The organism is Iocasia fonsfrigidae (genome assembly GCF_017751145.1).
Classification (GTDB): Bacteria; Bacillota; Halanaerobiia; order Halanaerobiales; family DTU029; genus Iocasia; species Iocasia fonsfrigidae.
This window is the reverse complement of sequence record NZ_CP046640.1, coordinates 473,913-488,639: the sequence shown is the minus strand read 5'-3', so window position 1 is coordinate 488,639 and position 14,727 is coordinate 473,913. Positions and strand designations below refer to the sequence as shown.

At 37.4% G+C, this 14,727-nt stretch carries 10 protein-coding genes; all 10 read right to left on the bottom strand.

Annotated features, from left to right (window positions below):
* Positions 1-39: 39 nt before the first annotated feature.
* Complete coding sequence (gene rfbD / locus GM661_RS02435; protein WP_230868589.1) at positions 40-885, bottom strand: dTDP-4-dehydrorhamnose reductase; 846 nt, start codon at positions 883-885, stop codon at positions 40-42.
* 57 nt (positions 886-942) lie between these two features.
* Complete coding sequence (locus GM661_RS02430; protein WP_230868588.1) at positions 943-3,231, bottom strand: HD domain-containing phosphohydrolase; 2,289 nt, start codon at positions 3,229-3,231, stop codon at positions 943-945.
* 40 nt (positions 3,232-3,271) lie between these two features.
* Complete coding sequence (galU, locus tag GM661_RS02425; RefSeq protein ID WP_125987849.1) at positions 3,272-4,141, bottom strand: UTP--glucose-1-phosphate uridylyltransferase GalU; 870 nt, start codon at positions 4,139-4,141, stop codon at positions 3,272-3,274.
* Positions 4,142-4,320: 179 nt separating this feature from the next.
* The gene (locus GM661_RS02420; RefSeq protein ID WP_230868587.1) at positions 4,321-6,069 is read right to left on the bottom strand and encodes a phospho-sugar mutase; all 1,749 of its coding nucleotides are present in this window, start codon (positions 6,067-6,069) and stop codon (positions 4,321-4,323) included.
* A 272-nt stretch (positions 6,070-6,341) separates the two neighbouring features.
* Complete coding sequence (locus GM661_RS02415; protein WP_230868586.1) at positions 6,342-7,025, bottom strand: hypothetical protein; 684 nt, start codon at positions 7,023-7,025, stop codon at positions 6,342-6,344.
* 146 nt (positions 7,026-7,171) lie between these two features.
* Positions 7,172-8,863 carry an LPS-assembly protein LptD gene (locus tag GM661_RS02410; protein WP_230868585.1) on the bottom strand — a complete coding sequence of 564 codons (1,692 nt, stop codon included), beginning with the start codon at positions 8,861-8,863 and terminating at the stop codon, positions 7,172-7,174.
* Between the two features lie 243 nt (positions 8,864-9,106).
* Complete coding sequence (locus tag GM661_RS02405; RefSeq protein ID WP_230868584.1) at positions 9,107-10,018, bottom strand: hypothetical protein; 912 nt, start codon at positions 10,016-10,018, stop codon at positions 9,107-9,109.
* Between the two features lie 20 nt (positions 10,019-10,038).
* Positions 10,039-11,157 carry a hypothetical protein gene (locus tag GM661_RS02400; RefSeq protein WP_230868583.1) on the bottom strand — a complete coding sequence of 373 codons (1,119 nt, stop codon included), beginning with the start codon at positions 11,155-11,157 and terminating at the stop codon, positions 10,039-10,041.
* Between the two features lie 158 nt (positions 11,158-11,315).
* Positions 11,316-12,233 (bottom strand): hypothetical protein, encoded by a 918-nt coding sequence (locus GM661_RS02395; protein ID WP_230868582.1) that lies wholly within the window; start codon positions 12,231-12,233, stop codon positions 11,316-11,318.
* A gap of 381 nt (positions 12,234-12,614) precedes the next feature.
* Positions 12,615-14,423 (bottom strand): S-layer homology domain-containing protein, encoded by a 1,809-nt coding sequence (locus GM661_RS02390; RefSeq protein ID WP_230868581.1) that lies wholly within the window; start codon positions 14,421-14,423, stop codon positions 12,615-12,617.
* Positions 14,424-14,727: the final 304 nt, after the last annotated feature.

The following is a 14,727-nucleotide window of genomic DNA, read 5'->3' as shown; positions in this document are numbered from 1 at the left end:
TCATCACCCTTTCTTTTTTATTTGCTGTATTTAAATACTTCAAATATTACCACTTCTTTGACAATACTCCTTTAAGGCCTCCTCCCAACTGCGCAGCCTGAAACCTATCTTCTGTTCCAGTAAATCATTACTTAAAACAGTAAAAGCAGGCCTTACTGCCGGAGTAGGAAAATAATCTGAACTTACTGCTTTAAGTTCTACATCAATTCCACTTATCCTGATAATTTCCTTAACCCATTGAAGGCGGCTACAGTACCCCTTATTTGTCATATTATATATTCCATATTTTTTACTGGCAGCAAGCCTTAAAATCCCTTCTGCCAGGTCAACAGTATAGCTTGGTGCTGCCCACTGATCATCTACAACACAGAGTAGTTTCCTCTGGCAGGCAAGCCCTATCATACGTTTTACAAAATTGTCCTCCCCCTCACCATAAAGCCAGGAAGTTCTGACAATATAATAATTTTTCAGCAGTTCCTTGACAAAAAACTCGGCCAGTAATTTGGAATAGCCATAGATATTTATTGGATCAGGCAGAGAATCCTCCCTGTAAAAATCCTTGCTCTTACCATTAAAGATAAAATTAGTACTAATATGAATCATCTCAGCATTAAACCCCTGACAGGCCAGGGCAATATTCCGGCTTCCTCTGGCATTAACCAGTAGAGCCAGCCCAGGCTCCTTTTCACAACGGTCAACATTTGTCAGGGCAGCAGTATGGATTACCAGTTCCGGTCTGACTCTGGCAAAATAATCCTCAACTACTGAAAAAGAACTTACATCTAATTCCCTCCTATCAGGTGTAAAAACACTACAATCTGCAGGTAGAGCCCCCCTGAGAGCCCGTGCTAACTGGCCGTTGCCACCACTTATTAAAATCTTCATTAGACACCATCCCTCCACATATATTATATGCGGAGTAAACAAAAGGTGACTGCAAAACTACTTGATTTTTCCATCAACTATCAATTCAAGGGCAATATCTACAATCTCAGGGTCAAACTGAGTCCCCTTATTATCTATTAATTCCTGTCTGGCGGTATTAAGGGATAGTTTTTGGCGGTAGACCCGGTCACTCCTCATAGTATCCCATGAATCTGCCAGGGCAATTATTCTAGCTATTTTTGGAATCTCTTCCCCTGACAGCTGATCTGGATAACCCGTTCCATCCCATCTTTCATGGTGATGCCTGATATAAGTAGCTATCTCCTTTAACTCATCTGAACCAACCAGCACCTCATAACCCCAGACAGGGTGTTGCTTAATCTGTTCAAACTCCTTCCGGGAAAGCCTGCCTGGTTTATTTAAAATAGAATTACTAATCAAAATTTTACCTATATCATGAACCAATCCTGCCCATTCAATGACCTTAATCTCCTTCTCAGGGTAATTCATTTCCCGGGCAATAAGGGCAGATATCTCAGCAACATTTTCAGAATGGCCCTTGGTATACTTATCATGTATTTCCAGTATATTAATAATTGATAAAATAATCGACCTCTGGAAACCCTCCTCAATATTCTTATATTGTATCATGGTTAAAAAGGCAGAGGCCAGATTACCAAAAGCCCTTACTGTTTCAATGGAATGTTTACTAAATGACAATTCACTTCCTTTAGCAATATCAAAACCCAGACCACCAACTATTTTTTCTCCAACTGTTAAATGTACAACCAGACTAGATTTGATCGGTTTTTTAGCCTCTAAAATAGCCGCCCTGATATCCTGAAATGCTGGATCATAAACCTCGGTCTCAATATCTTTAATAAACTGGACAGTTCCCTGTTTAGCAAGATAATCAGGTGTAATTGGAATATTATTTAGTTTTTTAATATCATGGCCTATTGAATCAAGATACCTGTTTTCACCTTCATCAATCAAATAGACACTGCCATAATCAGCCTCAGTTATTAACTGCTTGGCTACATAAAAAAGATCTCTCAAAAAAATTGTCCTGTCATCAAAAACTATACCAGTCAGCTTGGTTGCTACCTCAATAACATTATTCAAATTCTCAGCCAGGTTATAGCTTTCCCGATATGATGCCTCCAGCTCTTCATTCATGGCCTTCAATTCCTCAAAAGATGCTGATAGTTCACTGGTCATCCCTTGATAACTGGCCAGCAGCATATTAATCTCTTTAATATCAGTCTTCTGCAGGTTTTGATCTATATTATCTAAATCCTTATTAGTCAACTGACTCATACTCGCAGCCAGTTCTGCAAAAGGGGCAGTGATATCAGCCGACAATTTGCGGGTAATTAAAAAAATAATCAAAATAGTAAAAAATATTATAATAGCAATAACCATAGAAATCGTCTTACCAAGTGCTGCCAAGTGTTTAGAGAAATCTAGTTTCATTTTAAGATAATAGGATTGATTAGTAAAGGGAGCCTCTGTTCTGGTATCCCACCTGCCATAATAAACTGATTTATAAGCAGATATATCATTTCTAATTGAGTCTTCTTCCCCTAGGCGACGCAGATATTCCTGATCTTGATCAGTAAGTTCTTTAAAGAGCTCATTTACCGGGGTATAATTAGCCTTATAAAAACCAATTTCTTCTACATAACTGATATCCTTCTCTATTGACTTTATTCTCTTTGATAACCTGTCAAAGAGCTCTACATCAAAGGGAAGAGAGACTTTGAGTATATAGCCGTTAGCAAATATAATATACCCATCCTTTTTAGGTAATTCAGTGAGTGGGTCATAGGTTAACCTCTGAAAAAAGAATCTTCCTGACGGCAAGCCTTCTAAATCCTTATATTCTATTAAGTCAGCGTTCTCATAAATAGAATGATTTGTTGTTACTATTCTACCAGCAGGATTAATTATATAGTAATATATATTACTATATATATCCCTGTCAATTCCCAGCACATTCAATTCAGACCTATGTTTTTCCAGTATATCAACTAAAACTTTATCAAACTGCTCTGCAGACATATCCTGGACTGTCAGTCCCTTTTCCTCCATCTTCTGACGGTAATCATCTGCCATCTTAACAATTAGATTATCGTAAAAATTTTCCATGGTATGAAGTGATTCATCAAACTGAGTTAGTGATGAATAAACAGACTCCACGGTCATTTTCAAGATATTATGATATACCAGGTTATTAACAAAATTATTGGTAAAAGTAACAACAAAGACTATCATTAAAACAGCCATAATAATAAATAAATATACTAACTTTGTATTTATTATATGAGTTAAAGACCTTTCCAAAGCCTACACCCCACTCTCGACCATTTATCTTCTTATAAGACTACTCCTGTTTTAAAACATCCTTTAGATATTTTCTGAATCTTCCACCCAGGTCATCTCTGTTTAAGGCAAACTCCACAGTAGCCTGTAGGAAACCCATTTTATTGCCTACATCATAACGCTTACCCAGAAAATCATAGGCATAGACTTGACGTTTCCTGGCCAGTTCCTGCAGCGCATCTGTCAGCTGAATCTCATTATTCCTACCTGGTTTTGTCTCAGCCAGTATTGGAAATATATCAGGGGTAATTATATACCTACCAAGAATAGCCAGATTAGAAGGGGCTTCATCAAGGGCGGGTTTTTCAATAAGGTCATCAACCTGATAAACCCGATCTGTCTGACTACTATACTTAACAATCCCATATTTATCGACATCTTTTTTAGCAACTTGCTGTACGCCTAATACCGGATTACCCTTTTCAGCAAAAACCTTCATCATCTGCCCGATTACTGATTCCTCTGCTGTCATAACATCATCACCGAGCAGAACAGCAAAGGGTTCATCCCCGATAAAGGTGCGGGCACAGTAGATGGCATGACCCAGTCCCTTTGGTTCTTTCTGACGGACATAATGAATATCAACTAAATTAGAAATCTCTTCAACAAGACTCAGTAACTCATCTTTACCCTTTTCCTTAAGAGCAAACTCTAACTCCAGTGATTTATCAAAATGATCCTCAATAGCCCTTTTATGTTTACCGGTAATAATTAAAATATCCTCAATACCGGCATCTATAGCCTCTTCAATAATATACTGAATAGTAGGCTTATCAACAATTGGCAGCATCTCCTTGGGCTGTGCCTTGGTAGCTGGCAGAAACCTAGTACCAAGACCTGCTGCCGGAATAATGGCTTTTCTTACTTTCATATCATTTATCACTCTCCTGAATTAGTCAAATTTTTCGCTATCTTCCGCTTTCTTTAATATATTTCTATATATCCTCACAAAATCCTTTAAAAATAGCCTAATTTCAATTTATATTCTTAATAATATAGGTATAAAGTACTGAAAAAAGGGTTAATGGTAAATCCATTAACCCCTCTTTACTAAACACTCTCCAGTATTTCATTTATCTCTCCCAGGAATCTGGATTTAAAATCCTTGATCTTATCATCTGCCTCTTGTTTCGTATCAGCCCGCACAGCAAAGTAAAGCTTGAGCTTGGGTTCAGTCCCTGAGGGCCGGATAGTCAAGAGAGTATCATCTGCCAATTTATACTGTAGAACATTAGATTCCGGCAGTTTAATCTCTTCTTCCCTATTGTTATTGTAGTAATAAGTCTTACCAGCCAGATAATCACTACAGCTTACTACAGGGATGGCGCAGATCTGTTCCGGTTTTTCCTCCCTCAATTCAGCCAGAGTACCAGCTATCTTCTCTTCCCCCTCTTTGCCTTCCAGCCTGATAGCTGCCAGGTCTTCCTGATAATAACCATATTTATCCATCAATTCATTCAACTTGTCATAAACTGACATCCCCTGTTCTTGATAATAAAGGGTCATTACAGCAGCCAGGGCAACAGCAACAACCGCATCTTTATCCCGGGCATAGGTCCCAGCCAGGTAACCATAACTCTCTTCAAAACCAAAGATAAATGTCCTATCACCCTTTTCCTCAAACTCCTTTATCTTTTCTCCAATAAATTTAAATCCAGTCAGGACATTCATTACCTCTACACCATAGTCAGCAGCAACCCTGTTAAGCATTTCTGTAGTCACAATGGTTTTAATGACCACCCCATTATCAGGGAGTTTCCCTTCTTCCTTCATTCTGTTCAGAATAAAATCAGTAAGCAGAACACCAACCTGGTTACCAGTCAGACCCAGGTAATTACCCTCACCATCCCTGACTACAATACCCATTCTATCCCCATCAGGGTCAGTACCAAGAATAAGATCAGGTTCAAAGCTTTTGGCCTTTTCCAGGGCCAATTTAAAAGCTGAAAAATTCTCTGGGTTAGGACTCTCTACTGTAGGAAAATCCCCATCTGGCTCAGCCTGTTCTTCAACTACAGCCACCTTTGTAAAACCAAGTTCTTTTAAGACTTGGCGTACTGGTTTATTGGCAGTGCCATGTAGGGGTGTAAAGACTATAGAGATACTATCTCCTTTTTCTACAGCCAGTTTCTGCTCAGGTATTACCTTGATCATCTCTGTAATATAGCGGTCATCAATCTCATTCCCTATTATCTCCAGCAGACCTTCAGCAACAGCGGTTTCTTTATTTGCCATTTTCTTTACAAAATCATAGTCATCTATTTCAGCAATTTCTGCAATTATCTCTCTGGCCTGCTCAGGAACCACCTGTCCACCATCTTCCCAGTAGACCTTATAACCATTATACTCCGGTGGATTATGACTGGCTGTCACAACTATCCCACCAACTGCTTTAAGTTCCCTGACCGCAAAAGATAGTTCAGGGGTAGGACGTAGTTCATCAAACAAATAAACCTTTATGCCATTACCATTAAGAACCAGGGCTGACTCAAGAGCAAACTCTGCTGACATATGCCGGGAATCATAAGCTATTACGACCCCCCGTTCCCGGCCGTCATCACAGTAATTTATTATGTAATTAGCCATTCCCTGGGTGGCCTTTTGCACGGTATATTTGTTCATCCTGTTTGTTCCAGCACCAACAATACCCCTCAGGCCGCCTGTACCAAAATTCAGGTCTTTATAGAATCTCTCTTCAATCTCCTTCTCATCACCTTCAATGGCCTTCAACTCTGCTTTAGTTTCCTCATCAAAGTAGTCACTTAACAACCATTCCCGGTATTTAGACATATAATGCACTTACCATCATCCCTCCTGTGTTTTACTCCTCATATAAAATATATAAAATTAGAATGAAACAGATAAATTCTACACACCATAACCATATAATCTTTTATTATTATATTTTCTTTAGGAACTAAACACTATAAATAAAATATGTAAAAATTATAAAATTATCCCTGAATTAATACCTGACTTTAACGTTAAAATTTATTATATCACAAATAAAATCATTAATGAAGCCCTCAGTGGAAAAAGAAAACCCCGCTCCCATCGAGAACTGGCCAGTCCTATAATTCCCAGCTAAATCCCACTCCAAACTGCCTACCGTATTTGTTGGTCCGCTCTGACAGGTTTTTATATACTTCTCTATTAAATTGAATCTTTGAGTTCAGGGTAAAATCTTCTCTGATTTGATAGTCCCAATTTACTGATATCCTATCATAGATATTATCCTTTGAACTGTCATTAAGGTAATCCTCCAATTGTCTCTGTAAGACTAATGAATACTTATTCTTTTGATTATACTTATAATCCAGCTGATAATTGAGCCTGAGCATCTGGTATGTAGAATTTTCATTTTCCTGATATTCTTTATCCCGCAAGGTTAACAACCATCTATTCCTTAATTTATTACTTAACTGGTAGGTATAATTACCCTGAAGGTCAAAATTTATATTATTGTAGTTTCCCCTCTCTTCATACCTCTTCTTATAATATTGACCTTTAAGGTAGTAATAATCCGTAGTACTAAGTTTTTGTTTGTATTTTAACCAAAACTTTTCATAATTGTACCTATCAACTATCTCTTCTGTCAGACTGTCATCTTCCTCCAGCAAAATTTCATCATATCTCTTATCACCTACATTAAAACTACCACTCAAAACAGGCCTGTATTCTTTAGCTATAATTATCCCTGAAAATAATAGTATATTGATTACTAAGATAAGCAGAAAATTTAAAATCCTCTTCATGAGTACTCTCCCTCCTATAATTGTATTTTTTTCCATATTATATATTTAACTATTAATCTGCTATTTCCTGCAAACAGGTATTAAAAAAAAAAGACCCTTCGCAATCATGAAAGGTCTTTATCAATCACATTTATTCACTAATCCAGTTATTTTATTTCAATACCAAATCCAAAACCACTAGCAACTGTATCATATTCCAGGAAGGCACTCATACAATCATAATCACGGGTCAGCCTGATGGTTTTTTCATCCCAGACCTCTAGTTCCAGATCATAATTACCCTCTATCCCTACTTTCCATGCACCTTCATCACCAGGGAGGTGGTATGTTAATTCCACTCCAGGTTTCAATTCCCTTTCTTTATCTTCTTTATCATCAGATAATACCGGGGTTCCATAGGTATCTGTCAGCTTATAGGTTAAAAACGGTTTTAGACTGACAGTAGGACTTAAAACAAGTTGATAAGCCCCGGTCAAAGATGTATTATAAATCTGATAAGCCTCATTAAAAGAACTAAAATATTGATGATAGGCCAAATCACTATTAAGACCAATTCTAAAATTATCTGTCAGATAAAAGCTACGCCCCAGGGCCAGACCAACAACAGCCTTATTAGCGGTAATCCCATCGTCCCTGACACGCCCCAGACCCAGACTGAGATTGGTATTAAACCCGGCAAAATTAGTTGTCTTACCTTTTATACTAAGATAGGGCAGGTATTCCCGATCATAACCACTAACATATTTCAATTCATAAACTGCCTTATTACCCCGATAAATTACACCATATTTCTCTTCCCAGTCTTTAATAGTAAGATTATACCCCAGTCCTGTATAAAAACTATATCTCCCTAAATTATAATTCACTCTACTCTTTGCTATTGTCTCGTCATCTATAAAATCATACCTCAACCCTGTATAGACATTAACCCGTCCCTTGCGGTAATTCAGACCACTATCAATCAATTGCGTCCTCTCATATTCATCTTCGTCATCATCATCTTCTTCCTTTTTATCAACAACATTAGTAACCCATTTATAATTATCAGCTAGCTGATAATTGTGTTTTAAACTATTGTGTCTCTCACCTTCATCATTAAAACCGGCTGTAATCAAACCTTCCGTTTTCTCGCCTATTTGATAGGGGTAATGCATCTCAAGTAAAAGACCATTTTTTGAATCATAGCCAATGTTGGGAAAAGGGGTAACATTTTGATATGTCCCCGTTTTTTCATCATATTTAATAACATATGATGGAAAATAATATACCATTACCTTACCTAAATAAAACTTAACCCCTTTAATTATAATCCTATTATCTGGATATAATTCAAGACTATTAGCCTTAACATGATAATGTGGATTATCAAATACACAGGTAGTTAAATAGGCCTGTTCAAGTTCTATGATCATATCGTCTTTAATATTATTTTTTGGGGGGGGCATAAACTTAATTTCATCGCCAGCCAAGTTAAGGTCTTCAACCTTAGTACTGGCCTGGTAAACAGAACCCATTCTAGTATTATAATTATAAATTAATTTATTGCCAATCAAAACCTGCTCATCTGATATTATTTTAACTATATCCCCAGTAGCTGTAACAATTGTTTTCTCAAGGTCGATAATCATATTATCACTCTCCACCCTGAAATCAGCAGACTCAAATACAACCCCACCCTCTGACCTGATTAATCCCTGATGATTGTCATAGACAATCTCTCCCTCAGCAGTCAGTGAATAAGGATTGTCAGTAGAGAGCTCATCAGCCAGTACAGGATATACAGCTATAAACATTAATATATTTATGAGTAATATCTTTCGTATTATTCCCTTGAACACCAGACCAAACCACCTTTCCCAACTCTACTTAATAATAATTCTACAAAAATAAAGAAAAACCTGCTGGTAATAAAAAGAAAACCCATCCTGCTTCAACAGAATGGGTTCTTATAATTCATATTAATTTTATATATCATAATCCAGACAAATATATTTGTCGAACTTTAAAACTATTCACTACTTGAAAAATACATAGTTTCCTGATATGTCAATGAAAAACCCGTTTAAACTTACAAAGGATTCTTAATTTGTCTTTAATCCATAAACTGTTAATCCATTAGTAATCTCAATACTTAAGGGTGTCCCCTCTTCAATGACAACATCTTTCCCCTTATAGAAATAACCAGCCACCAGTCCAACAGGATTACTGACCAGTAGTGCACCCAGAAAGCCTGCCCCAACTGCTATCTCACGGGAGTGTGAATCATCATCACCTGAAAAAAACTCTATAGAAAGCATTGTGCCGTCAATAGCTTTAAAATCAGAAAGACTCAAAGTAAGTTCAGCATCCTTCCCAAAACCACCTGCTTCTTTGACTTTATCCACATTGATCAAACCCCGTGTCCCGGTAGGAATCACCATACATTCTTCAAGCTCTATATCCTCTGTTACCTCAAAGCGAAAAAACTGACCCTCAGTAAGTACAGCTGAATCAATTTCATCCAGGAGTTTTGCTTCAATAACAAGCCCTTCAGGCATCTCTACCTCCGCGACCGGTAATTTACCACCTGGAACTGTCATTTCAAGTAATTCATTTATTCTATTTAGTAAGGCACCATTTTTGCTGGCCCCATAGATCATCTCTTCCAATTCGGCCACTCGATCTACAGCAGCACCACGACTGATACTATTTAATAATGACCATTCCAGACAATTAATCAAAAGCTGTAAAGAAGGACTATCTTCCGTTGGTAGGGCATATTTTAAAATTTGATTTGACCGCTCCGGCAGTGTTCCTTTACCAGCACTGCCAAATAAATCAAGCTCAATCCTCTTAATCCTAGCTAATACCGAACCAGTACCCGGCTGCCCATATAAGACCATTTCCACATTTTCAATCTCCTTAAGTGGAATAAGCTGTCCATATGCTGGTAAAGTAACTGTAGTAAGTAAAGCCGCTAATATAAAAAGTGTTAAAATCTTTTTTAAAATCAAAATAACCACCCCATTATTCTTTAAAATTTAATCTCAAGCTGTGCCTTAAGATTTGATTCTTTATCAGTTTCCAGACTAATATCATCGCTTTCTTCATTTTTAATAAGCTGATAACCAAAAGATATAGAGGATTTTTCATCTAATTTAAAGCCAACTCCAAAATCCCAGACAGACTCAGCCAATTGATTTTTAAGTTGATCCGGGTCAAGCAGTTTATAGGAAGCATTAAAGGTAAGTAGATCTCTATAACCAATCTCAATACCAGTTTCTGTTGTTTTGGCATCACCAAAATCAATTTGATAATGATATTTTAACTGATTGCCATTATCAGCATAGGCAAGACCCAGCACTGTAGAATAATCCACATCTTCTTCACCGACAATATTATTAATATAATCTGCTGACAGAGTTAGATAATCACTGGTTTTATAGGAAATACCTATTAAACTTGCCTCACTCCTATCTGAGTCGAGAAAAAGATTTCCTTTCTCTAATGTTGATGTAGACTCTTCTTCAGACATCTCATCATCTATACTATCACCATCAGCCATATTGTCTTCATCAATATTTTCATCAATTCCATTATTACCATCATTATCCTCTAGTATTATATCCTCATAATCCCACCATTCTTTATTGGCCAGGCCGTAACCAGCCCTTAAAGTTGTCTTGCTATTTAACTCATAAAATAAATTCAGATTTGAATTGCTTTCTTTTATATCATCATCATCCAATACAATAAAATCTGCATTCAAGGAAAGCCCTGGTACAGGATTAATTTTCAGGCTTTTTCTATCTAAATTAATATTATTCTGCAAAAAATTATTTCCTATGTATTCATCATCTCTTACAATCAAACCTATCTCATCACCCACCCTATCTGGTTGGCGATTACCATAAAGTGAGGCCAGAGCCTTTAAGTCATGCTCAGTCTCATCATTAAAATCATCATTTTCTTCATCTGGCAGGCGCAAGTTAAGATTGCCCAGGCTGTAGCTATCAATCAAATCATAATAACTATTAATATAGATATTATTAAAAACATAGTCATCAATTACAATAGCTGCCCCTCTAGCCAGCACAGGTTCCAAGGTCAGCATGATCAATAAAAAGGTAAGTACCAGTACAGCTTTTTGCATACTCACGCCCTCCTTTCAAAACAAAAAATATAGTCTATTATATATCTTCTCCAGAGAAATTAATAATCCTCTATAAAATTATATACTATTTCTTCCATACTATTATATCAAAAGATAAGAAATATTTCTATAAATCTATTTGACTATTTTAAAATTATCTAATTAGCTGCCAAATACATCAGAGTAGCCAGTATAGTAAAAAGGGCTAATCCACTCTTATCACTTTTAGGCAAGCTAACTGCATAGGAATAATCTGTCTTTTCAAAAGCGGTTTTAAAATCTCTCTTTACAGTATTATCAACCTCTGTCCCATAGCCGATCCTGTGATGTGGTATACCAAAATCCTCCAACTCCAGAGTCTGCCAGGCCTTGAACTCTGTCGAGGACTCACTAACTGCTATATCACCGATCTTGACAGGGGCAAAACTAATCTCATTCTCCCTGCCGGAGGCCATATAGGCTCCTACACAGAGTTTAACATCGAATTGATTGGGCTGACCATCATTAGCATATATCGGACGTACAGCCACTTCCTCACCATTGACATAGTAATGAACCTGCCAGCGGTAAGACCCTGCTACCTCCTCTACCTCTCCAACCCTTAATTCCAGATTAATAGGCTGACCTATGGGGAGTTCAGAGCCCCGCCAGGCTTCTGGATCATTATAAGGTTCATATTTCTTTTTCGGGTAATAGTTAATAAAGGAGTGCCAGCCGCTGCCCTCATGTACCTCTGTCCCTCTGATACTCACCCCTGCCTCAACAGCATGCAGCATCTCCTGACCCTCCCAGTACCAGGTGTTTTCAATACCAAGGTAGACCACCAAATAACTCCAGGGGTTATTGGCTATCTCAATCCGGCTGTGTTCAGGGAGCCTGATATTTTTTACCTTAATCCCCGAGAGTCTATTATCCATAAAATCCAGGTCATTAGCAATCCGTATCCGATAAATCATCTCCGGTTTCTGATGAACCGGGGGAACAGCCCCCGCTTTACTCCAGGGGATAGTCATACACAGTAAAATTATAAAAGTTAAAATAATAATAAAATAAGTCCTAAAATTTACTCCTGGCATATTATACTCCCCTTTCTCATACCCAGTTCTAAATTAATATTTCCCGGCAACTCTTTAGATCCAATGCTTATGTAGGTATAGTATTAGATTATCAGAGATCTTGTTATCATAATACAGACAAATATATTTACTGGACGACTCTAGAAATTATCCGTAGGTTTCTCGACAGTAAGTACAAGCAGGACGCTGAAACGCAACCTCAAACTGTTTTTGTACGGTCTATTTAAATACGGAGTACCTGTGGTGCACGGCAAGGGAAGTAAATATATTTGTCGATCTTCAAAGTTATTCATAATTTCAAACTCACATAATTTCCTTAACTAATAAAAAAAGCCCTGGAGAGAAAACCCCTCCAGGACTCTGTTTCTTCTCTCAGCCTGTTTAGAAGCTTACAGATAATTGAGATTTGAAGGAATTACCTTCAGCATCTTCTGTATTACCAAGTATATCTATTTCACCATTGATTAACTGAACTTCATTAATCCAGCTTATGTTATCTGATAGTTTATGGTCAATACTTCCTACCAGATAGGTATAGCTTAAGTCAGCTGCATCAGCTGATTTGTTTACTAAGTCAGCAGCAATGGTAGTTGCATCAGACATAGCATACTTTGTACCTAAGGTCAGGAGTGTTACATCTTCTCCGCCATTTTCATCATAGTCATCATTTTGGGTAAATTCAACGGATGCATGATTAGTGAATTTACCAGTAGTATTTTCTAAGCCAACTTCGAATTTGTTTTTATTTTCGTCTTTATCAGCATCTACTAAAGTATAGTCAGCTGTAACAGTATTGTTAGCATTCAAGGCAAAGTCTGCACCTACATTATATTTGTCATAGTTGTTATCTTCTTCCAGGTCAGATAAGACAGTATCAGTAGAATTGAAGTCTTCACCAACTGTTTCAAATAGACCGCGCAATGTTACTACATCACTAAGGATATAGCTACCATTTAAGTTAAAGAGTGTATCATTTTCATCACTACTACCGTCATTTGTATTGAAAACAACCTCTCCACCCATAGTCAGCTCATCAGTAACATCAGCTTCAGCTGCTATAGCAAAATCAGTTACCGCATCTTCACTTTCAAGACGTGCATGATATAACTTACCGATTAATTTGAAGATATCCATATCTGCTGTAGCAGTTACACCATAGTAATCTTTTTCAAACTCATCAGCATCATCATCTTCATCACCTACGGCAAAGGCCTTGAAATCAATACCAGCAAGTGGGGCAGTTATTTCGATACCTTCCATATCTTCATCATCAATAAAGTAAGGGTCAACATCATAATCCTCAAAACTACCCGCTTTAAAGGTATAATCATCTTTAGAAATGGTTAGTAATGCTGTATCCATTTCAAAAGCATCACTGTCTGCAGTTTCACCAAGTTTAATACCATCTACTACAGTATCAGTTTCACTAAATAGATTTTTAAGAGTATCTATTGCTAAATCAAAATTAACATCACCAACATTAGCTGCTATATCTAAACCAATTTCCTGATAAAAGGCCTTGGCAGCTGGCATATCACCATCATCAACACCTGTAATTGCATTATCATCATCTAATTCATCTAAGGCATCATCATCAGCCCATACAAGCATAGTTGCATAAGGATTATCACCATAGTTAGCTGTTTCAAAGATAGTATCTACAGTACCTGAGAAACTTACATTGTCTCTTGGTTCTGCTTCTAAAGCAGCTACCCTGGAGTCTAATTCGTCAACATCTACTGCTAAGGCATCAACAGCAGCACCGAGTTCTTTCAGTTCTGGCCTGAATTCAAAGGTCAGGGCCTGAACTATACTACGAACTTCGTTAGCCTGTTCATTACTTAATTCTTCACCAGTATTTTTGGCAACAATAGCCTTAACAATTTCGTTAACCTGTTGTGCTTGACCAACACTCAGGCTATCAGCGTCAGCAATTTCATCAGCTAAAGCAGCCTGTTCTGCTTCAATCTGGTCGAGAACACGGGCAACAACAACAGCGATTTCATAACGGCTCAGGTTATTCTGGCCTTTAAAAGTCCCATCTGGATAACCGGAAAGAATACCGGAAGCAACAAGTTTGTTAACTGCTCCGTATGCCCAGTGACTTGAAGGCACATCTGCGAAAGAAGCGGCAAAGGCAGAAGCAGTTAAAGCCAATACTAAAAATGCAGCAATAACAATTCTCTTCATTACAATAATTCCCCCTTGATTTTTTAGGTTTAAAATAAAATAGTTCTACCAGTTCATTTCTCACCTAAGGGAACAGAAAATGAGTCTCCTAGTTTCCTCATCTCGTTCTCCTTCAGTTGTCAATGAACTATTATATAGAACCCTATCATCTCTCACAGCTCTGTGAATCGGGGGGCACCTCCTCTCCACACATGTTTAGCCTGAGATGATAAGACTTTTGACATAATTAAATTTTACACAAAAAAATTAAGTAATTAACTATCAACAATATAAGTAAAAATCGACTATCACTGTATTATATTCA

What these genes read in the sequence shown, in the direction of transcription:
- rfbD (WP_230868589.1), bottom strand. Translation starts at nt 885, where the DNA reads ATGAAGATTTTAATAAGTGGTGGCAACGGCCAGTTAGCACGGGCTCTC.
- galU (WP_125987849.1), bottom strand. Translation starts at nt 4,141, where the DNA reads ATGAAAGTAAGAAAAGCCATTATTCCGGCAGCAGGTCTTGGTACTAGG.
- GM661_RS02415 (WP_230868586.1), bottom strand. Translation starts at nt 7,025, where the DNA reads ATGAAGAGGATTTTAAATTTTCTGCTTATCTTAGTAATCAATATACTA.
- GM661_RS02400 (WP_230868583.1), bottom strand. Translation starts at nt 11,157, where the DNA reads ATGCAAAAAGCTGTACTGGTACTTACCTTTTTATTGATCATGCTGACC.
- GM661_RS02395 (WP_230868582.1), bottom strand. Translation starts at nt 12,233, where the DNA reads ATGCCAGGAGTAAATTTTAGGACTTATTTTATTATTATTTTAACTTTT.
- GM661_RS02390 (WP_230868581.1), bottom strand. Translation starts at nt 14,423, where the DNA reads ATGAAGAGAATTGTTATTGCTGCATTTTTAGTATTGGCTTTAACTGCT.